This is a genomic window from Streptococcus sp. F0441, from assembly GCF_000314775.2.
In the GTDB taxonomy this organism is placed as follows: domain Bacteria; phylum Bacillota; class Bacilli; order Lactobacillales; family Streptococcaceae; genus Streptococcus.
Genome location: NZ_KB373321.1, coordinates 740,241 through 759,710, shown reverse-complemented (window position 1 = coordinate 759,710; position 19,470 = coordinate 740,241). Strand labels below are relative to the sequence as shown.

Below are 19,470 nucleotides of genomic sequence, written 5' to 3'. Positions count from 1 at the left end.
AGCAAAATCCTAGTTTCACTTGATCCTTTTAAAGAAAATTGAGGGCATTTACAGAGAGCTACCTAAACAAGCCTATCCAGTTTATATAGACAAAAAAACCCCAATTACAATTAAGAATTAGAGTTTACCTTACAAGATTAGACAGTTTCCTTCAACATACGAAAAAAACCTTTTCACATTTCCCTTCGCCAGTCTTAACTGTATCAGGTTCAATGGGTATCATCTCAGCCTAAAGCACCCCAAATGTCTTTATTATTTTATTACTGGACCAGTATAACAGAATTTGAAAGCCCTAGCAAGATATTTGACTGGAAAATATATTTATATAGTTTCTGATAACGATTTAATCTTTCTATACACGAAGAAAAACCCCCACATCAGGTGGAGGCCGTCTTACTTATCAATACAATTTCAAGTCACGTGGGTCAACTGGGAAGGTTGGGTTGTATGGGTTGTGACGAAGTTTGAAGTGTTTGACATCTTCAATAGTCTGAGTTCCAGATAACTGCATGACTGTCTTCAATTCTGCATTCAAGTGTTCAAAGACTTGACGCACACCAACACTACCACCAAGGGCCAAGCCATAGATAACAGGGCGCCCAATAGCCACTAGGTCTGCACCTGAAGCCAAAGCTTTAAAGACGTGCTGACCGCGACGAACACCAGAGTCAAAGACAATTGGTACTCGTTTATCAACTGCTTCAGCGACTTCTTGAAGTGAGTCAAAGGCCGCTGGCCCACCGTCGATTTGGCGGCCACCGTGGTTGGTTACCCAGATACCAGAAGCACCTGCGGCAAGAGAGCGTTCAACGTCCTCACGGCATTGTGGCCCCTTGACATACACAGGAAGTCCTGAGTATGCAGCGATAAATTCTACATCGCGTGGAGACAAGCGTTGTTTGGCTGATTTGTAAACAAAGTCCATTGATTTACCAGCACCTTCTGGCAGGTATTCCTCAACAATTGGCATACCAACGGGGAAGACAAAACCATTGCGCTTGTCGACCTCACGATTGCCCCCTACAGTTGCATCCGCCGTCAAGACAATCGCTTTGTAGCCTTCAGCCTTCACACGGTCCATGATATGGCGGTTGATCCCGTCATCCTTACTAAAATAAAATTGGAACCAGTGAGGTGTCCCTTGAAGGGCTTCTGTAATTTCTGGAAGATCTACAGTAGAGTAAGAGCTAGTTGTGTAAAGAGAACCAAACTCATGCACACCACGCGCAGTCGCCACTTCACCCTGTTCATTTGCTAATTTATGAGCCGCAACAGGCGCCATAATGATGGGTGAAGATAATTTTTCACCTGCAAATTCAATCTCTGTACTTGGATTTTCAACATCACAAAGAGTATGCGGAACGATGAGTTTGTGGTTAAAGGCACGAATATTCTCACGTAAAGTGAAAGTATCTTCCGCCCCACTAGCGATATAGCCAAATGCTGCTTTAGGAATAACTTGCTGCGCCATTGGCTCCAAATCATAAGTATTAATAAAATCTACAGGTCCTTCTGCATTGCTTGTTTTGTATGACATAAAGTGTCCTCCTTGTTAAGTAAGCGTTTACTTTTTCTTACATAAACTATCTTAACTCTTTTTCAGGTTCCTTTCAAAAAATTTGTCTGGAAATTTCAAACTGATTATCTGAATATGCCCTCAAAAAAGAGAGGACTCTCATTCTACCATTATCCTATATTCATCTTTACCTTTAGGAATCATAGTTTTATTGCCTATATGCAAAAAATCAGATAAGCCTGGTGACTACCTGATTTTCTACTTTTAAGCGTTTTGCCAATTTTCTTGGTCTTCTTTAAAGCGTTTTAGGAGAGCGAGTCCTTCTGGCGTGATATAACCTTCTTCTTGGGCTAGGTGGATCAGCTCACTGTAGTTTGAAAGTGTCACCAATTTCACACCAGCTTCCGCAAAATTCTTATCTGCTTTTGGCAATTGATAGCTGAAAATCGCTACGACACCAAGAACATCGGCTCCTTCACGTTTAGCGGCTGCTACGGCTTCAAGAACTGAACCACCCGTTGAAATGAGGTCTTCAACAACAATCATCTTTTGCCCCTGAGCTACACGGCCTTCGATTTGGTTACCAGCTCCGTGGTCTTTTGGTTTGCTGCGGATGTAGGCAAAAGGCAAGTTCATCTTGTCAGCGATGATAGCTCCGTGTGGAATTCCTGCTGTCGCAGTTCCTGCAATCACTTCTACTTCTGGAAATTCTGCTTTAATAGCTTCCACAAAACCATTTTCAATCAAGCTACGAGTTTCTGGATAGGCAAGCGTCACACGGTTGTCAGTATAAATCGGTGACTTGATACCAGATGCCCAAGTGAAAGGCTCCTCTGGTTTGAGGTAAACGGCTTGGATTTTCAAGAGGTGGCTAGCGATATCTTTAGCAAGTGTCATAGTATTCTCCTTTTGTTTTTATAATCTATTTCTTTAATTTCTGTCTTGGTTCCATTCATCCTTGATAGCATGATAAGCTACAACAGGATCCTCAGCTTGGATAATGGGACGTCCCACTACGATATAGTCACTACCGATTTGATAGGCGTCAGCAGGTGTCATGACGCGTTTTTGGTCTCCAGCCGCAGCTCCCGCTGGACGAATACCAGGTGTCAGACAGATAAAATCTGGATTGGTGGCCTGCTTGATGAGTTGCACTTCCTGGGCCGAGCAAACGACACCATCCAAGCCTGCTCCAGCTGTCTTCTTGGCATAGTGAATCACAGACTCTTGCAGACTGGTTTGAATATTTTGAAAATCCTGCATCTGGCTTTCCGACGTTGATGTAAGCTGGGTCACAGCGATCAATTTGGCTTGTGTCCCCAGACCTTCACGCGCAGCCTTCATCATCTCTACACCACCAGCAGCATGAACATTGGTCATGTCTACACCAAGCTGAGATAAGACCTTCATGGCAGATTTTACTGTATTTGGAATGTCATGTAGCTTGAGATCCAGAAAGACACTATGTCCCAATGATTTCAAATAGCGGACAACTTCTGGACCCTCCGCATAATAAAGCTCCATTCCCACTTTTAGATAAAGACTTTCTTCTACTGGGAAAAGAGATAAAAATTCCTTGACTGCCTCAAAACTAGGAAAATCAAGAGCAATAACTGGACGATGTTCACGCATACCTTTCTCCTTTTACCTTTACGAGCAAGAGAGTATGGTTAAAAACAAACCACGAAAAAAGGAACCTGCCAACAGCAAGGTTCCACGAAAAATGGGTAGTCTCCACCCTTTCACCGTCTAACCTTAGCTGCCTCTCTGGACTGCTTTAAAGGTTTTTTTCTATTCTATTATTTATAGTAGGACTTGTCAAGCAAAAACTCGAAACTGGACTTCTATACCATTCAAAATCAAGAGGAAAAGTTAGTCTAACGACTCTGTGATTGCTGGCTCGTTTGACTTCCCTGTTCTTCTTGTTTTTTCTTTTCTTCTTCCTGTTTTTTCTTCTCAGCTTCCTTGGCCTCTTGTTTGGCTTTTTCCTCAGCCTCTTCTATCAATTTATCCGCTATGGTATAGCTGTACGCTCCAGCCTCCATATCGACTACACTCGGTTCTGTCAATTGTGGCTTGATTTTGCTGTAATAAGGCAATTTCTTACTCAATTCTGACAAGGGAACCAAAATCTCATCTGTGTCCAGCATAGTAATTTTTAAAAGATCTGCTGTTGCCTTGCTCGGAGCTAATTCGATTTTCTGGATTTGACTCTTGATATCCTCACTGATAGTAGATAATCCTGTGATCAGCTCTTTCACCTGCTGCTCATCATTAAAGGTAACTGTCAGATAAGTCTCAGGCAAGTTTAAGCGATTTACAGGAGTTGACTCAACCGCACCACTAGAAAGAATTGGATAATACTCTTCACCAGACACATAATAACCGACAATATCAAACTCCTTAACCTCAATCGTAAAGTTAGTCGGAAATTGATAGTTAATCTTCGCCGATTCTATCCAATGATTCGACTTGATTCGCTCAGCGTATGTTTCCTTATCCAACAATAGAGCTAAGGTATAGTCGCTGTCTTGAATTCCAGAAGCCTGTTTGATGTCATACGCCTGCGTGTTACTATTTCCCTTAACCTCGATATTTTTGATGGTCGAAAGTGGAGTCAACAGATAGACTGAAAGAAGGAGGACCAGGACACTGGGTACCAAGATACTCACAGCTCGCCAAATATGAACAGGCGCAATTTTAGGCTTGGCAGGTTTTTCTGGTTTCTCTGGTTTTTCTTTTTTCTTCTTCTCTTTTTCCTCTTTGACTTTAGGGGCATCCTTTTGAGATTTTTCTTCTTTTTCGGATGGTTCTTCGTCTGGAACAGTTTTGTTCTGGTCGGAATCACTTGATGACTTCTTACTTTCCTCTAACGACTTAGAGTTTTTCCCCATTCGAGCTTGTTTTTCCTTTTCCTTCTCCTCAGCTAGGGCAGCTTCTTCCTCAGCCTTTTTTTTCAGGTATTCCTGGTTTCGTTTCTGCCATTCAGACAATTCTTGCTTCTGGTTTGATTCTTTGTTCTTATCCTTTGACATTGATATTCCTTATGCTAGGTCTTTTCTTAGTAGATCGTAAAAATCCGCAAGAGATTTCAATTCAGTTGATGCCTTCATGCTAGCTTGGTACTGATACTTGTGACTAAGCAAGTGACTGAGTTTTTCCTCCAAGCTTTCCAAGGTCAAGTCACTTTCTTGAAGTTCTTCTGCATAGCCTTTCTTAACAAAGTAGGCTGCATTTTCAATCTGGTCTCCTCGACTTGCTTCACGACCCAATGGTACGATGAGATGGAGTTTCGCCATGGCCAAGAGCTCAAAAATCGTATTGGCACCGCCACGCGTTACCACCACATCTGCCATCTCCATCAAGGGTTGATAGAGATCTGTCACATAATCAACACGAAAGAGATTTTGACTCAACTCATTGAGGCTTGAATCTCCAGTTAAATTGATAATATTGTAGCGCTCTGTCAACTCTTTTTTATGGTCTGTCACTAATTGGTTAAATACACGAGCTCCTGCAGAACCACCCACAAACAATACAGTTGGCAATTTAGGATCAAAGTGGGTTTGGATATCCACCAATTCATCTGGTTCTGAAGTTTTTTGATCTGAAACCTTTGTTACTGCTCCCACATGCTCAACTTTTGAAAGACTAGCAGCCTGCTCAAAGGTTGAATACATCTTAGTCGCAAATTTATAGGCAATTTTATTGGCCAAGCCCATAGACAGGTCCGATTCGTGAATAAAAACAGGTACTCCTGACACACGTGCTGCGATAACCGGTGGCACAGACACAAATCCTCCCTTAGAAAAAAGAGCCTGTGGACGAAGTCGTAACATGATAAAGAGCGATTGGACAATTCCCCAACCAACTTTAAACACGTCCAGCATATTTTGCCAAGAAAAATAGCGGCGCAACTTCCCAGTCGCAATGGAGTGGAAGGTAACATCCAAACCTGACTTGAGGATTTCTTGGTGTTCTATTCCGTGTTTATCACCAATATAGTGAACTTCCCAGCCGTCTTCGATGAACTTAGGCATTAACAAAAGATTGAGGGTGACATGTCCAACCGTCCCCCCACCTGTAAAGACAATTTTTTTCATATTATTCCTTTAACTCCGCTACTGTGTCGATAAAGAGGTCGCCACGTACTTCAAAGTTAGCATACATATCCCAGCTAGCATTGGCAGGACTTAGGAGAACCACATCTCCTTCTGTCGCGAGCTCATAAGCCTTACGGGTCGCATCAGCAATATCTATCGCATCCACATAAGCCACACCAGCCTTCTCTGCTGCCCGTTTGATACGTTCTGCAGACTGACCGAGGATGACCATCTTCTTGAGCCCAGTAATATCTGGAACCAATTCGTCAAACTCATTCCCACGGTCCAAACCACCTGCAATTAAGATGACCTTACTATTGTCAAATCCTGACAAGGCTTTTTGAGTAGCCAAGATATTGGTTGACTTGCTATCGTTATAGAATTTGACCCCCTTGATTTCATCCACAAACTGGAGACGGTGCTTGACACCACCAAAGGCTGAAAGAGTTTCCTTGATGATTTGGTTATCTACACCACGTAGCTTGGCTACTGCAATGGTCGCAAGGGCATTTTCCACATTGTGGCTACCTGGAACACCGATTTCACTAGCTGTCATGACCACTTCCCCACGGAAGTAGAGTTGACCATTTTCCAAATAGGCCCCATCAACCTTTTCCTTTGTTGAAAATGGTACAACAGTAGCCTGTGTTTTGGTAGCCAATTCTTTTGCCAAGTCTTGGTTAAAGTTCAAGACAAGGAAATCAGCTGCTGTCATATTATTTTGGATATTCCACTTAGCTGCCACATAGGCCTCAAAAGAACCATGGTAGTCGATATGAGTGGGCATGAGGTTGGTAATAACCGCAATCTCAGGATGAAATTCTTGAACACCCATCAGTTGGAAAGAAGAAAGTTCCATGACAAGTGTGTCCTTGGCTGTTGCAGTTTGAGCCACTTGACTGGCAGGATAGCCGATGTTCCCTGACAAGAGACCATGTTGACCGGCAGCAGTCAAAACTTCCCCAATCATAGTCGTTGTGGTTGTTTTCCCATTTGAGCCTGTAATACCGATAATTGACGCTTCCGAGATCAAGTAAGCCAACTCCACCTCAGTCAAGACTGGAATTCCCTTTGCCAATGCCTTTTCAATCATGGGATTGCTATACGGAATACCTGGATTTTTCACCATCAGAGCGAAATCTTCATCCAACAATTCCAAAGGATGCCCACCAGTGACAACCTTGATTCCCTCTTCTAGCAAGCTTTGAGCAGCAGGATTTTCCTCAAAAGGTTTGCTGTCATTTACTGTCACAATGGCACCTAGCTTGTCCAATAAACGGGCTGCAGACTCACCAGACTTAGCCAAACCTAAAACAAGTACTTTCTTATTTTTAAATTGATCGATTACTTTCATGTCTCAAACTCCATTTCTACTCCTACTATTTTACCATTTTTATGGAAATAAAAAAGCCACAAAGTGTATTTGTGACTCTTTCTTCTAACTTAATGTTCTCTTATCATCTATGTGATAAATCGGTAACTCGAATAACTTGGTCCACTTGTTCCCAAATCAGAGGATTGTGGGTCGCAATAATAATAGTTCGATTCGGATTTTTTAAAGATTCTAGAATAGAAAGTAATTCTTCAGAGTTTTTGGGGTCTAAGGAAGCGGTTGGTTCATCTGCGAGAATCAAAGGTGGATCCTTTAAAATTATCTTCGCTAGTGCAACACGTTGTGCTTCTCCTCCTGATAATTCAAAGATAGGTTGCTTTAAATCTAAATAAGAGAGGTTAACACGGTTTAGAGCTTGTTTCATCAAAGAGATTTTCTCTTTTTCTTTCAACTTATTACCAACTAAACCTAGATTGAGATTCTCTTTGACGGTTTGACTTTCAATTAAGCCAAAATCTTGAAATAAGTATCCTAAGTAATCTCTAAAGAAAACAGAAGGCTTGATGTCCTTAAGAGAAGTGCCATCATAGATAATTTCTCCATTGTCATATGGCTCTAATCGTCCAATCATATTCAAGAGGGTTGTCTTACCACAGCCACTTGTACCGATTAAGGCATAAATTTTCCCACCTTCAAATTGAAGATTAGTATCTGAAAATAGCTGACGGCTTCCAAATTTTTTAGATATATTCTTTAGTTCAATCATCCTATTTTCCTTTCATAATGGTCATAGAAACACGAGATTCTTTCTGTGCTTGACGGTAGAGAGTCAGTATAGCACTAACGAGGAAGATCGATAAAGTTACCAATCCAATCACCACATCCCGACTACGCCAAATAAAGAGACTCGCACCGAATACAAAACTAGCAAATTGACTAATCATATACTGAGCGTGCGTTTCAAAAAATCGCAAACCAGAAATTCGTTTAATCAAAATCTCACGACGGAATTGTTCAAAATAAAGAAGATTCACAGAATAAAAGAGAAGCAAAGAACTCGCGATTCCAATAATAGCTCCTAAAATAAGGGTTAGAGTTTGTGTTTGAACCTCATAGTAACGTGCGAGGTAAACACTTCGTCCCTCCTTGAGGTAGGATACTTGATCATAAATTCCTGCATTTTTCAAGAGTTTAATCCCATCTTCATATCCTTTGACAAAGATATTCTTACCAGCATTGATAGACCAACTAGATAAGGATGTAAAACTATCACCTGTAGAAGTCGGCGTGAATACCACTAAAATCGGATCCGTCAAATACTGAGTGGATACGGGGTTCTCACCGTTATTATAAACAAATCGCTTTTCTCCCATTGAAAGATAACTAACGTGCGCTTTCATCTCATAATCCAAAGGAGCACTTGCCTCCTCACCAGATTTTCCATAATAACTCAATCTTTCTTCAAAGATTTTTTTTAGTTCTTCTTCTTGAGAGCGCAAATGTTCTGGGAGCAAGAGGACAAACTCACCTTTTTGGAGATGGGCTAACTTCTGTTTGGTCTCAGCATCTACCACGACCTTTTCCTTCTCCAAATAACTAGGACTAACATAGAGCGTATTAGCATCTGGACTATAGGTATCCAGTGTCTCTCCCTGTTCATTTTTTCCTTGTGGATTGGCAAAATGGAACAGATTATCCTTTACATAAAGGGCTTGTTCTTCTTCGATTGCTTCCTTGGCAAAGGCATACCAATTGCTCTGATTTTCCGCATTTTTTACTCTATCACCGAGCCCAAAGGAAATCTGGTAATAATCTGCTCGGTCTTCCCAAGCTTGCTTGGATAGTTGGAGTTCCTGTAAACGCTGGTAAGAAGTCAAGCCAGTCTTGACTGCATAACCTACTGTAAAGACAGCAACCAACTGACATAGTAAGGTCAAGGTCATCAAACGTTTGAGGGGCAAACGTCCTTTTAACACAGGAACCAAAGCCTTGTAGCTCAAGCTCATCAAGTAGAGCAGGCTCAGTACTAGCGAAATTCCCAATAAAAAGAGAAGATAAAGCCCCACTCCGATACTAAAGGCTGCTAAAAGAACGGGATAAAAGAGCCCTTGGCCGAGGAGGACAGCACCTCCCACTATAAGGGATCCCCCCCAGCTAAGCAAAGCCACTTGACGTCATCGTATAAGGCGCTTCCTATGATGGACAAGAGGGTCTGTCCTGAAAAGAGCTGAATCCCTGCAGCCCGCATCTCCTTAATTCGGGTGATAATCACCATAGCAAAGAAAGCTAATCCAAATATAGCTAAACTAATCAATAACAACGGATTTAAAGCAATCCAAAAAGCTAAAAGATACGGAGGAGTTTTGCAGTCTGCAATCGCTTTATAACCTAAATCATCTAATTTTGCAGCTAATTTTTCCTTGGTCAATGAACCAGACAAGAGAAGGTAACTATTGAGAGGATCGCTCCGTTCTCGGCTTTCTTGGCTAGCCGCTTGAAACTCTTTTGGCAAGCCTCCCTGACCATAAGTCGCATAGGTGAAGTTGGTCCTTCCATCCTTACTCGGCTCTACTATCCGTCTGGCAATCAAACTTTGCTCCGAGCTTGCAAACTTCTCCAACTCTCGCTCAAACTCCTCACGAGTCGGCTCTTGTGCCTCATTTTTAACACGTAGCAAGGTAACGGAGTCATAACTAGTATAGAGATACTGAGGGGCACGTAAGATAATAATCCAAATGAAGAAGCAACTGAGAAAAATAGTAGACAAGCAAATAAATAGTTTCTTCATAGTAGACTCCTTATAAAAAAATGATTCCCCTTGTACGAGCTACAAGGGGAACGATTTAAATCAATGAACGATTACTTATAATCATAGTAAAATGCTACTTGTTCTCCCCATTCGGTCCAGATCCATGCGTAGGAGGTTTTTCCAGCAGGAGCTTCTCCTTTATCAGAATGACTATCCCATCTGCTCACGATGGATGAATAATGGTATTTTTTACCATGGTAGTAATTTGAAAAAGCCCATCCTCCTCCAGAACCCTCACCATAGGTCCAAACACCACCATCAGGATACTGCACTGCGGCAGATACAGCCCCCATCAGTGCAAAACTTGAAACAAGAATGAGAGTAAGTAATTTGTGTTTTTTCGTTTCTAATTTTTATTTCCTCTCGATTCAAGCACACCCAGAGTGACAAGACGATAATTTAAAATCTCCTCCTATCTGAATTTTGAAAACGTTTTCTTTTGTGTTTATGGTATCATTTTTATCATAGTTTGTCAATAAATTTTACAAAAATATTTTAACAATTTTATCTGTCTAAGTCTAAAAAAGAGAGCCGAAGCTCTCTTTCTATTTATCTTCTTTTGCTCTTTTTTTCAGACATGAGCGTAATGTCTCTCAAGCTAAAGTAGGCTAGGACCAGCATGGCGATTGTGACAAAGAATTCTGTCGGTAATTGGAAGATTTGCAAGATGGACAACATCAGCAAAATCAAGAGTGCAACAACTACAAAGACCAAGATAACGATGTTGACTGTTCCTTTGATACTTTGAGGTGTCGCAAATACATAGAGTAGTAATAAGAGTATCCCTATGATTAAATAGACCATCTTTATCTCTTTCTAGCTCTTATTCAGCTGATTTTTTCTTTTTGTTGGCTTTCTCGCGCTCTGCCTTGTTGAGGATTTGCTTACGCAAACGGATTGACTCAGGCGTTACTTCCATGTACTCATCGTCATTCAAGAATTCAAGAGACTCTTCAAGGGTCAAGATACGAGGTGTCTTGATAACCGCTGTTTGGTCCTTAGTAGCTGAACGGACGTTGGTCATTTGTTTGGCCTTAGTGATGTTAACTGTCAAGTCGTTTTCACGAGAGTTTTCACCAATGATCATTCCTTCGTAAACCTCAGTACCTGGGTTGACAAAGATGGTTCCACGTTCTTCGATAGACATGATTGAGTAAGTCGTTGCCTTACCAGCATCGATGGAAACGAGGGCACCACGGTGACGTCCACCAATTTCACCCGGAATCAATGGCAAGTATTGGTCGAAGGTATGGTTCATGATACCGTAACCACGAGTCATTGACAAGAACTCAGTTGAGTATCCGATCAAACCACGCGCTGGAACAAGGAAGACCAAGCGAGTTTGACCATTACCAGTTGAAATCATATCCAACATTTCACCCTTACGTTCAGAAAGGCTTTGGATAACAGATCCTTGGTATTCTTCTGGAGTATCGATTTGAACACGTTCAAATGGTTCACATTTAACACCGTCAATTTCTTTTACGATAACTTCTGGACGAGATACTTGAAGTTCATAACCCTCACGGCGCATGGTTTCAATCAGGATTGACAAGTGCAATTCTCCACGTCCTGAAACAGTCCATTTATCTGGTGAGTCCGTTGGGTCAACACGAAGGGAAACGTCTGTTTGCAATTCTGCTTGCAAGCGTTCTTCTACCTTACGAGAAGTCACCCATTTCCCTTCACGACCTGCAAATGGTGAATTATTTACCAAGAAGGTCATTTGAAGGGTTGGTTCATCGATATGTAGGATTGGAAGAGGTTCAATGGCATCCGTCGGAGTAATAGTTTCACCAACAAAGATATCTTCCATACCGGATACGGCAATCAAGTCACCTGCTTTGGCTTCTTGGATTTCACGACGTTCCAAACCAAAGAAACCGAAGAGTTTTGTTACACGGAAGTTCTTCGTTGTACCATCTAGCTTAGAAAGGGTAACTTGGTCCCCAACCTTCACACTACCACGGAAGACACGACCGATACCGATACGACCTACGAAGTCGTTGTAGTCCAAAAGTGACACTTGGAACTGCAAAGGCTCATCTGAGTTATCCACTGGAGCCGGGATATGGTCGATGATGGTGTCAAAGATTGGCGCCATTGTTTTTTCTTGATCAGCTGGATCATCTGACAAGGAGGATGTTCCGTTGATAGCTGAAGCATAAACAACTGGGAAATCAAGCTGGTCATCATCTGCGCCAAGCTCGATGAAGAGTTCCAAGACTTCGTCCACTACTTCTGCTGGACGAGCTGATGGTTTATCGATTTTGTTGACAACCACGATTGGGACAAGGTCTTGTTCCAAGGCTTTTTTCAATACGAAACGAGTCTGTGGCATGGTTCCTTCGTAGGCATCTACGACCAAGACAACACCGTCAACCATTTTCATGATACGCTCAACTTCTCCACCGAAGTCCGCGTGTCCTGGTGTGTCCATGATATTGATACGAGTTCCGTTGTAGGCAACGGCTGTATTTTTAGCAAGGATGGTAATTCCACGCTCTTTTTCGATATCGTTTGAGTCCATAGCACGCTCTGCCAATTCAGTACGTGCATCAAGCGTTTCTGATTGTTTCAATAATTCATCAACGAGGGTTGTTTTCCCGTGGTCAACGTGGGCAATAATGGCTACGTTACGGATATCTTCTCTTAATTTTGTCATGATTTCCTCTATAATATTTAAATTTTTATTTCTAACTGAACAATTATACCACAGTCTCATTCAAAAATCACAGTTCAGCTAAGTGTAAATGTTTTCACTTCGCTTTTCTAGTCAAGGCAACTCTTTTCAAAGTCAGAGACTTATGATCAGATAAGCTGGTATGCGTTTAGATAGATTATTAGCCCAAGAAAAGGTCAGTCGCAAGGCTATGAAACAGGCACTTTTGAAAAAAGAAATCCTAGTGGACGATTGTCCAGCCAGCTCCCTCGCTCAAAATGTCGACACTAGATTACAGAAATTAGTCTTTCAAGGACGGCAGATTCAAGGATACGAGCACACCTACCTCATGCTTCATAAGCCAAACGGAGTCGTTACAGCTAGCAAAGATAAGAAACTTCCAACCGTCATGGACCTCCTTCCACCTGACATCCAGTCTGACCAGCTCTATGCTGTCGGCAGATTAGACCGCGATACGACAGGACTGCTCCTTTTGACAGACAATGGACCTCTTGGTTTTCAACTCCTCCATCCTCAATATCATGTGGATAAAACTTACCAAGTCAAGGTTAATGGACTGATCACCCCAGACCATATCCAAAAGTTCAAAGATGGAATCGTCTTTTTAGATGGAACACTCTGCAAACCAGCCAAACTAGAAATTCTATCCGCAAGCCCAACAGAGAGCCATGCCTCTATTACCATCTCAGAAGGAAAATTTCATCAGGTTAAAAAAATGTTCCTCTCAGTTGGTGTCAAGGTGACTGCCTTAAAAAGAGTCCAGTTCGGCGATTTTACATTAAATTCAGAGCTATCAGAAGGGCAATACCGTCCCTTAAATCCAGAGGAATTGGAAATCATAAAAAACTACTTAGAGATGAGTCGATAAAATAAAAAAGCTTTAAATTTAAAGCTTTTTTGTTTATTGCTTATCTAAAAAATACTGCGACAGCTACAATTCTAAAAAATACTGCGACAGTTACAATCCAGTTAAGTACAGAAACCACAAGTCCTACGATGTTGAGAATTTTTTCTGTTTTATAGTCTAGTCCAGATTCTTTTTGGTATGAAAAAGCCAAGACCAATCCTATGATCCCCAAAATCAGACCTACTATTGGAAATAGCAAACCAAGGACGATAGATAAGATACCTAAAATAAGTGAAGGTTTTTTCTTTTGTTGTGAATTCATATTATAAAATCTCCTTAAATTTATTATAAATGATGATACCTTAAGATACTAGCTTTATCTATCATTCGACAGTTTTTTAAAGAATCTTAGCTAGTCTTGACTTTCCCTTTCCAAGAATCCAACCCATAAGAAAGGATATAAATCTCAGAAAAACCTTGTTTTTTCAGATAAAGTGCTGCATTGGTCACTCGTTGTCCGCGTTGGTTTTCGTAGAGAAGGATAGGTTTATCCTTACGAAGGGCTGCAAGGCTTGACTTCAACTGATTTGAAGGAATATTGCGCGCACCAAGAATGTGTTTTCTGTGAAATTCTGCTGGTTCACGGACATCAATCAACTGCCCTTTTCGAATCAAGGCTTCAAATTCTGCATTATCCACAATCTTAGCCGCACGACGAATACGAAGGTAGTTATACCCCATCCATGCCGCCATCGCTAATACGATTCCCCACAAAAACCAAATTGTCATAAGTTCTTATCTCCATTTTTCTCTATGTAGTCTAATTCTATCTTGTGCTCCCTGCGGAGAACAGCTTCCGCTTCTAGGTAATCTAGCTTGTCCATCAGACCGGCATCATAGATCCGAGAGAGTTCAAGCTTCATCAGTTCAATATCATACAAGCGCTTCCCCATGTAAACAATAATGCCAAACTGTTTGAGAAATTGTTGCACATCATAGAATGTTTTCATAGCTTCCATTCTAACAGATTTTAGACTTTTTTTCAATACTGGACCGGCTCTTTCCCCCTATTTTCTTCGTCTTCATTGTCCATTCTTCCGCAAGTGTGGTACAATAAAAACATGAGAATTCAACAACTACACTATATTATCAAAATCGTCGAAACTGGCTCTATGAATGAAGCAGCCAAGCAACTCTTTATCACCCAACCCAGTCTTTCAAATGCCGTTCGAGACTTGGAAAATGAAATGGGCATTGAAATCTTTATCCGCAATCCCAAGGGCATTACCTTAACCCGTGATGGGATGGAGTTTCTCTCCTACGCTCGTCAAGTTGTCGAGCAAACTCAGCTTCTGGAGGAACGTTATAAAAATCCTGTCGCCCACCGCGAACTCTTTAGTGTTTCCTCTCAGCACTATGCCTTTGTAGTCAATGCCTTTGTATCCCTGCTCAAGAAAAGTGATATGGAAAAATACGAGCTTTTTCTTCGTGAAACTCGGACTTGGGAGATTATCGACGATGTCAAGAACTTCCGTAGTGAAGTCGGTGTCCTCTTCTTAAACAGCTACAACCGTGATGTTTTAACAAAAATGCTGGATGACAACCACCTCTTGGCCCACCATCTCTTTACAGCCCAGCCCCATATCTTCGTCAGCAAAACCAACCCTCTAGCAAAGAAAGATAAGGTTAAACTAGAAGACTTGGAGAACTTCCCTTACCTCAGCTATGACCAAGGGACTCACAACTCCTTCTACTTCTCTGAAGAGATTCTCTCGCAGGAATACCACAAAAAATCTATCGTGGTCAGCGACCGTGCCACCCTCTTTAATCTCTTAATTGGTTTGGACGGATACACGATTGCAACAGGGATTTTGAACAGCAACCTCAACGGAGACAATATCGTTTCCATTCCACTGGACATAGACGATCCTATCGAGCTAGTCTACATCCAGCATGAAAAAACCAGCCTGTCTAAGATGGGCGAACGCTTTATCGAATACTTAGTAGAAGAAGTTCAATTCGATAATTAATAGGAAAAAGAAAAAGTTAGGAAATAGAAAGTGAAAAAGATACTACTGACTAGTGCTTTAATCCTTTCAATCGCAGGATTTGCCCAAGCACCTATCTACGCAGAGGAAAGTAATGCCAATCCTCCTGCTACCACCGAACAAAGCAACTCTAAGGAAGATAAGAAAGATCTTTCAACTAAAACTGAAGAGGAGGTTGCAACACTTCCAAAAGAAAAGGCAAAAGAAGGAGCACCTAAAAAAGAAGGATGGCAGGAGGAAAACAAACACTGGCGTTTCTATGAAAACAATCAACCTGTCCTCAAATGGAAAAAAATTCAAGATAAGTGGTACTATTTTGACAACGATGGAAACCGACTCAGTGATACCATCTTTGATGGCTATGTTCTCAATAAAGACGGGGTCATGGTAGAAAATGGCTGGGTAGCTCTTGAGGGTAAATGGTACTACGCCAGTGAATCTGGAAAAATCATCCAACAAACATGGAAAAAAATCGGAGGAATTTGGTACTACTTTGACAAAGATGGTGTCATGCTCAGTCAGACAATCGTTGATGGTTATCTCCTTACCAAAAGCGGGGCCATGGCTGAGAATGGCTGGGTGAAGTTTGACCAAAATTGGTATTATGTCACACCATCTGGCAGAATCTCGCAAGACAAATGGGAGAAAATCAACGGTTCTTGGTATTATTTTGACAAAAGCGGCGTGATGCTCAGCAAAACGACCGTTGGTGCTTACCTGCTCGGCAGTAGCGGGGCTATGGCGGAAAACTCCTGGGTGAAGATTGATCAAAATTGGTATTACGCTAATGAATATGGGAAATACAGCCAAGATAAATGGGAGAAAATAAAAGGAACTTGGTACGCCTTTGAACAAAATGGAGTTATGCTTTCCAATAAATGGAAAGGAAGCTACTACCTCAAATCTAGTGGAGCCATGGCTGAAAAAGAGTGGATCTTTGACAAGGCCTACAACAGTTGGTTCTATCTAAAAGCGAATGGAACCTATGCGGCTCGTGAATGGATTGGAGCCTACTATCTCAAGTCTGGTGGCTATATGGCCAAGAATGAGTGGATTTACGACAACTATTACAAGGCTCGTTACTATCTGGACGATAGTGGACATTATGTTTCAGGAACTTACAAGATAGACGGCAAGGAACACTTGTTCCAAAAATACGGCCAATGGATTTCTGAAGTTTCAACTGAAGGTGGATTTACAAAAGGTCAATACAGCAATACCATTTTCCTAGATCCTGGGCATGGTGGTCGAGATTCAGGTGCCTCTTACTACAATGTAGCTGAAAAAGATCTCAACATGCAAATCTATCGCAAACTGCGTAAGAAATTGGAAGAATTAGGTTATACTGTCCTCACATCACGTGACAGTGATATTGATGTTGATTTTAAGACTGAGCGTTCAAGAATGGTAAATAAAACCAACTCTGATATCTTTATCAGTATCCATTTCAATGCTACTGGAAACATTCACTCAAAAGCAAGCGGTATTCAAACCTACTCCTATAGCGATGAACCTGATTATCCAAGTAAGATTAATCAATACTGGCACAACCACCCTGATCGTATGAGTGAAAGCAAACGCCTCGCTGCTGCTATCCACTCCTCTCTCCTAGCAGAAACAGGAGCCAAGGATGCTGGCTTATTGGAAAGTAGCTTTGCCGTACTACGCGAAACTGCCAAACCAGCCGTCCTCCTTGAACTCGGTTATATGGATAATTTCACTGAGAATCAACGGATTCGTGATGATCGATACCAAGATAGACTAGTCGCAGGCATTGTGAAAGGCATCCAAAAATATTACGCTGGTAAATAAAAACAAAGTCTCGAGAAATCTCGAGACTTTTTATTTGCCTTCTTTTTTATCTTTATCAGGAAAGAGGTAGCCAAGTCCTACACAAGCTAGCACACCGGCTCCAATCACCAAACCACTCGAAATTGGCAAAAGGTCCAAAATAGCATTTGCAATGATAAAGGCAATGATCAAGCACATCAGACTAGCCTTATAGTCTTTTTTCAAAAGATTTTCTAGAGTGAAATAGAGGAACAATCCCACTGGAATGAGTGACCAGAGGTTGACATCCAAACTTGGCCAACCAACAGAACCGAAATACAATACTACCGCTGCTGCTACTAAAAATACAAGTCCCAATAATTTTTTCATTTTTTTATCTCCATTTTCTTTTTTTGGTTCTTGAGTTGTCTGATACTGACCCCTCACGCCCCTTACATGAACCATTATAGCAGGGGAATTTTTCAAGAACAAGTCCCTTTGCCTATCTGGTCTGTATCTCGGTCTAAGTGGTTGAAAATTCGTAATAAAAGAAAAAGAAGCCCTAATGGACTTCTTGATTTTGCCGATTGCAGGGCTTGAACCTGTGACCTACGCGTTACGAGTGCGTTGCTCTACCAACTGAGCTAAATCGGCGATTACCCTTTTAGTATAGCACTCTGAGAATAGATGTCAAGAAATTTTCATCTTCATTAGAAAAAGCCTGTCCTGAGACAAGGCTTTGAGATTCTTCCTTTTACGAACCCGCACTTTCATAGGCGTCCAAACCCCTGTCCCACAGTTTCAAAGAAATGATAAAGAAGACAAGGGAAATCAGAATCAAACCACCGATATTAAAGAAGACATCCTTGTCCTGCAAGAAATAGCTGGCAGGATAGTAGGCTGTAAAGGCGAAAGGGATGATAAAGCTAATCAGCCAACGAAGAAGCGAATTGTAAATAGAAATCGGATACTTAGCAAAGTCATTAAACATATAAAAAATGTAAATCATAGCACCTGACTGCTTGGTCCAAAAAGCGATACTGGCTGTCGCGATTTTCAAGGAGGTATAAATCAAGGTTGCAAAAGGAATACAGACTAGGAAAAGCAGGAATTTAGGAAGAGTCCAAGCAATGCTTGATACTGTTGTCGCTAGTAAAATTCCACCGACCAATAGTTCGCCCAAGGCATCAATCTGAAAGGTCTCGACGAGGATGTGAAAGAGAGGATTGATAGGACGAGTCAGATACTTGTCAAACTCTCCCTTTCGCACCAAGCGCTGCCCCAGTGCCCAAAGATTATCAAAAAAGAGATGGTCCAGTCCTTTTGGAATCAAAGAAAAACCATAGATAAAGGCAATTTCTTGAAAAGTCCAGCCTTCTAGCGAGGGAATGTGTTGAAAGATGACATTGAGAAACAAGAGATTCAAGCCTTGGGTCAGAAAAACTCCTAGCACACCAACCACAAAATCCACCTTGTATTCCATGATTTGTTTGATGTATTGTCTGATAAAAATCAGATGCATACGTTGATATTTTTTCATACTAACCTCCCTGAATAGTGATAAAGGACTGGACTCGTTTCCAAATCAACTGAGACAAGCCCACCATCACTAAGAGCCAGAAAAACTGTAGCAAGATGGCCTGAAGAATCTGACTAACATCGTATTTCCCAACGATAATCATGACCGGAGTATAGATCAAGGATGAGAAAGGCAAGAAGGAGAGAATATCTGAAACAAGCTTTGGAAAGAAAGCTAAGGGAATCAGACTTCCAGACATAAAGGCCACTATGGAAGTCTTAAGTAGATTGGACCCCCATAGATTTTTAAACACAAAGGCTGAAAATCCAAAGCAGATATTAAAGAAAAAGTTAATCAGATAGGCCAGCGTCAAGCTAAAAAGATAAAGGACAGTTAGGCCCAGCACTTCTACAATCCCTTGCCCCGATAAGACTTTCATCAAGACAATGACACTTAAAAATGGCAGTCCAACAGAGATAAAAATCAACCACTTGGAGCCAAGCTCGGTGAAGAGGTAAGAGGCCGCAAAATGCACTGGTCGCAGCAAGCGCATGATAATGGAACCATCCTTGACCTCCTCCCCAATCATAAAGGAGCTATCCGACCTAGTCAAGAGATTGGTCACAAAACTCATGATGATGTAGAGGGTAATATCCGCCATACTGAAGCCCTGAATCAAGGACTCCTGCGAGGAATCAAAGACAGCCTTCCAGAGATAAAAGGCCACAAAAGCCCCCATGACATCACCAATCCGATAGAGAATAAAGTTGACTCGATAGGTAATCAACTCCTGAATCCCTGCATTGATAAAGGGTTTATAACGTCTCCACAATTTGACCATC

19 protein-coding genes, 1 tRNA gene, 1 pseudogene and 1 riboswitch are annotated in these 19,470 nt (G+C 41.5%); of the genes and pseudogenes, 3 read left to right on the top strand and 18 right to left on the bottom strand.

Features of this window, described 5'->3' with window-relative positions; translation table 11 throughout:
- Positions 1-163: 163 nt before the first annotated feature.
- Positions 164-252, bottom strand: a riboswitch (TPP riboswitch).
- Between the two features lie 148 nt (positions 253-400).
- From lctO to typA, 11 genes and pseudogenes are all read right to left on the bottom strand, one after another.
- Complete coding sequence (gene lctO / locus HMPREF9188_RS03555) at positions 401-1,537, bottom strand: L-lactate oxidase (protein WP_000120736.1); 1,137 nt, start codon at positions 1,535-1,537, stop codon at positions 401-403.
- A gap of 243 nt (positions 1,538-1,780) precedes the next feature.
- Positions 1,781-2,413, bottom strand: a complete 633-nt coding sequence (gene pyrE, locus HMPREF9188_RS03550; RefSeq protein WP_009729935.1) for an orotate phosphoribosyltransferase — start codon at positions 2,411-2,413, stop codon at positions 1,781-1,783.
- 33 nt (positions 2,414-2,446) lie between these two features.
- Entirely contained in the window at positions 2,447-3,148 is a 702-nt protein-coding gene (gene pyrF / locus HMPREF9188_RS03545) for an orotidine-5'-phosphate decarboxylase (protein WP_009729934.1), read from the bottom strand.
- A gap of 245 nt (positions 3,149-3,393) precedes the next feature.
- Entirely contained in the window at positions 3,394-4,551 is a 1,158-nt protein-coding gene (locus tag HMPREF9188_RS03540; protein ID WP_009729933.1) for a cell division protein FtsQ/DivIB, read from the bottom strand.
- A 9-nt stretch (positions 4,552-4,560) separates the two neighbouring features.
- A complete protein-coding gene (locus tag HMPREF9188_RS03535) occupies positions 4,561-5,619 on the bottom strand; it encodes a UDP-N-acetylglucosamine--N-acetylmuramyl-(pentapeptide) pyrophosphoryl-undecaprenol N-acetylglucosamine transferase (RefSeq protein WP_009729932.1) in 1,059 nt (352 codons plus the stop codon).
- A 1-nt stretch (position 5,620) separates the two neighbouring features.
- Positions 5,621-6,973, bottom strand: a complete 1,353-nt coding sequence (gene murD, locus HMPREF9188_RS03530) for a UDP-N-acetylmuramoyl-L-alanine--D-glutamate ligase (protein ID WP_009729931.1) — start codon at positions 6,971-6,973, stop codon at positions 5,621-5,623.
- A gap of 103 nt (positions 6,974-7,076) precedes the next feature.
- Positions 7,077-7,718 carry an ABC transporter ATP-binding protein gene (locus HMPREF9188_RS03525; RefSeq protein WP_000571298.1) on the bottom strand — a complete coding sequence of 214 codons (642 nt, stop codon included), beginning with the start codon at positions 7,716-7,718 and terminating at the stop codon, positions 7,077-7,079.
- 1 nt (position 7,719) lies between these two features.
- Positions 7,720-9,740: pseudogene (locus HMPREF9188_RS03520) on the bottom strand (bacteriocin-associated integral membrane family protein).
- A gap of 71 nt (positions 9,741-9,811) precedes the next feature.
- Positions 9,812-10,078, bottom strand: a complete 267-nt coding sequence (locus HMPREF9188_RS03515; protein WP_029745966.1) for a lactococcin 972 family bacteriocin — start codon at positions 10,076-10,078, stop codon at positions 9,812-9,814.
- A 232-nt stretch (positions 10,079-10,310) separates the two neighbouring features.
- Positions 10,311-10,565 carry a DUF3165 family protein gene (locus HMPREF9188_RS03510; protein WP_000262668.1) on the bottom strand — a complete coding sequence of 85 codons (255 nt, stop codon included), beginning with the start codon at positions 10,563-10,565 and terminating at the stop codon, positions 10,311-10,313.
- Positions 10,566-10,584: 19 nt separating this feature from the next.
- Positions 10,585-12,426: a translational GTPase TypA gene (typA, locus tag HMPREF9188_RS03505; protein ID WP_000164126.1), complete on the bottom strand. Its 1,842-nt coding sequence runs from the start codon at positions 12,424-12,426 to the stop codon at positions 10,585-10,587.
- A gap of 160 nt (positions 12,427-12,586) precedes the next feature.
- On the opposite strand from typA, the gene HMPREF9188_RS03500 reads away from it, so the two are divergent.
- Complete coding sequence (locus HMPREF9188_RS03500) at positions 12,587-13,312, top strand: pseudouridine synthase (protein WP_009729928.1); 726 nt, start codon at positions 12,587-12,589, stop codon at positions 13,310-13,312.
- A gap of 40 nt (positions 13,313-13,352) precedes the next feature.
- Here the strand turns inward: HMPREF9188_RS03500 and HMPREF9188_RS03495 are convergent, their stop codons facing one another.
- The 3 genes from HMPREF9188_RS03495 to HMPREF9188_RS03485 form a co-directional block, all read right to left on the bottom strand.
- Complete coding sequence (locus HMPREF9188_RS03495) at positions 13,353-13,613, bottom strand: hypothetical protein (RefSeq protein ID WP_001088136.1); 261 nt, start codon at positions 13,611-13,613, stop codon at positions 13,353-13,355.
- Positions 13,614-13,699: 86 nt separating this feature from the next.
- A complete protein-coding gene (locus HMPREF9188_RS03490) occupies positions 13,700-14,080 on the bottom strand; it encodes a rhodanese-like domain-containing protein (protein ID WP_009729927.1) in 381 nt (126 codons plus the stop codon).
- Complete coding sequence (locus HMPREF9188_RS03485) at positions 14,077-14,310, bottom strand: YqgQ family protein (RefSeq protein WP_044135604.1); 234 nt, start codon at positions 14,308-14,310, stop codon at positions 14,077-14,079. The genes HMPREF9188_RS03490 and HMPREF9188_RS03485 overlap by 4 nt, the downstream gene beginning before the upstream one ends.
- A 102-nt stretch (positions 14,311-14,412) precedes the next feature.
- Between HMPREF9188_RS03485 and HMPREF9188_RS03480 the strand changes: the two genes are divergently transcribed.
- On the top strand, positions 14,413-15,321 hold the full coding sequence (locus tag HMPREF9188_RS03480; protein WP_009729925.1) for a LysR family transcriptional regulator: 909 nt from the start codon (positions 14,413-14,415) through the stop codon (positions 15,319-15,321).
- Positions 15,322-15,351: 30 nt separating this feature from the next.
- Complete coding sequence (locus tag HMPREF9188_RS03475) at positions 15,352-17,151, top strand: N-acetylmuramoyl-L-alanine amidase (RefSeq protein ID WP_009729924.1); 1,800 nt, start codon at positions 15,352-15,354, stop codon at positions 17,149-17,151.
- Positions 17,152-17,181: 30 nt separating this feature from the next.
- On the opposite strand, the gene HMPREF9188_RS03470 is transcribed toward HMPREF9188_RS03475, so the two are convergent.
- From HMPREF9188_RS03470 to HMPREF9188_RS03455, 4 genes are all read right to left on the bottom strand, one after another.
- Positions 17,182-17,499: a LiaF transmembrane domain-containing protein gene (locus tag HMPREF9188_RS03470; protein ID WP_009729923.1), complete on the bottom strand. Its 318-nt coding sequence runs from the start codon at positions 17,497-17,499 to the stop codon at positions 17,182-17,184.
- A 191-nt stretch (positions 17,500-17,690) separates the two neighbouring features.
- Positions 17,691-17,763 (bottom strand) — tRNA-Thr (locus HMPREF9188_RS03465).
- Positions 17,764-17,863: 100 nt separating this feature from the next.
- Positions 17,864-18,649: an ABC transporter permease gene (locus HMPREF9188_RS03460; RefSeq protein ID WP_000760728.1), complete on the bottom strand. Its 786-nt coding sequence runs from the start codon at positions 18,647-18,649 to the stop codon at positions 17,864-17,866.
- A gap of 1 nt (position 18,650) precedes the next feature.
- On the bottom strand, positions 18,651-19,469 hold the full coding sequence (locus HMPREF9188_RS03455; RefSeq protein WP_009729922.1) for an ABC transporter permease: 819 nt from the start codon (positions 19,467-19,469) through the stop codon (positions 18,651-18,653).
- Between the last annotated feature and the right edge of the window lies 1 nt (position 19,470).

Coding starts and splice junctions, on each gene's coding strand:
- lctO (WP_000120736.1), bottom strand. CDS start 1,537: ATGTCATACAAAACAAGCAATGCAGAAGGACCTGTAGATTTTATTAAT.
- pyrE (WP_009729935.1), bottom strand. CDS start 2,413: ATGACACTTGCTAAAGATATCGCTAGCCACCTCTTGAAAATCCAAGCC.
- pyrF (WP_009729934.1), bottom strand. CDS start 3,148: ATGCGTGAACATCGTCCAGTTATTGCTCTTGATTTTCCTAGTTTTGAG.
- HMPREF9188_RS03540 (WP_009729933.1), bottom strand. CDS start 4,551: ATGTCAAAGGATAAGAACAAAGAATCAAACCAGAAGCAAGAATTGTCT.
- HMPREF9188_RS03535 (WP_009729932.1), bottom strand. CDS start 5,619: ATGAAAAAAATTGTCTTTACAGGTGGGGGGACGGTTGGACATGTCACC.
- murD (WP_009729931.1), bottom strand. CDS start 6,973: ATGAAAGTAATCGATCAATTTAAAAATAAGAAAGTACTTGTTTTAGGT.
- HMPREF9188_RS03525 (WP_000571298.1), bottom strand. CDS start 7,718: ATGATTGAACTAAAGAATATATCTAAAAAATTTGGAAGCCGTCAGCTA.
- HMPREF9188_RS03510 (WP_000262668.1), bottom strand. CDS start 10,565: ATGGTCTATTTAATCATAGGGATACTCTTATTACTACTCTATGTATTT.
- typA (WP_000164126.1), bottom strand. CDS start 12,426: ATGACAAAATTAAGAGAAGATATCCGTAACGTAGCCATTATTGCCCAC.
- HMPREF9188_RS03500 (WP_009729928.1), top strand. CDS start 12,587: ATGCGTTTAGATAGATTATTAGCCCAAGAAAAGGTCAGTCGCAAGGCT.
- HMPREF9188_RS03495 (WP_001088136.1), bottom strand. CDS start 13,613: ATGAATTCACAACAAAAGAAAAAACCTTCACTTATTTTAGGTATCTTA.
- HMPREF9188_RS03490 (WP_009729927.1), bottom strand. CDS start 14,080: ATGACAATTTGGTTTTTGTGGGGAATCGTATTAGCGATGGCGGCATGG.
- HMPREF9188_RS03485 (WP_044135604.1), bottom strand. CDS start 14,310: ATGGAAGCTATGAAAACATTCTATGATGTGCAACAATTTCTCAAACAG.
- HMPREF9188_RS03480 (WP_009729925.1), top strand. CDS start 14,413: ATGAGAATTCAACAACTACACTATATTATCAAAATCGTCGAAACTGGC.
- HMPREF9188_RS03470 (WP_009729923.1), bottom strand. CDS start 17,499: ATGAAAAAATTATTGGGACTTGTATTTTTAGTAGCAGCAGCGGTAGTA.
- HMPREF9188_RS03460 (WP_000760728.1), bottom strand. CDS start 18,649: ATGAAAAAATATCAACGTATGCATCTGATTTTTATCAGACAATACATC.
- HMPREF9188_RS03455 (WP_009729922.1), bottom strand. CDS start 19,469: ATGGTCAAATTGTGGAGACGTTATAAACCCTTTATCAATGCAGGGATT.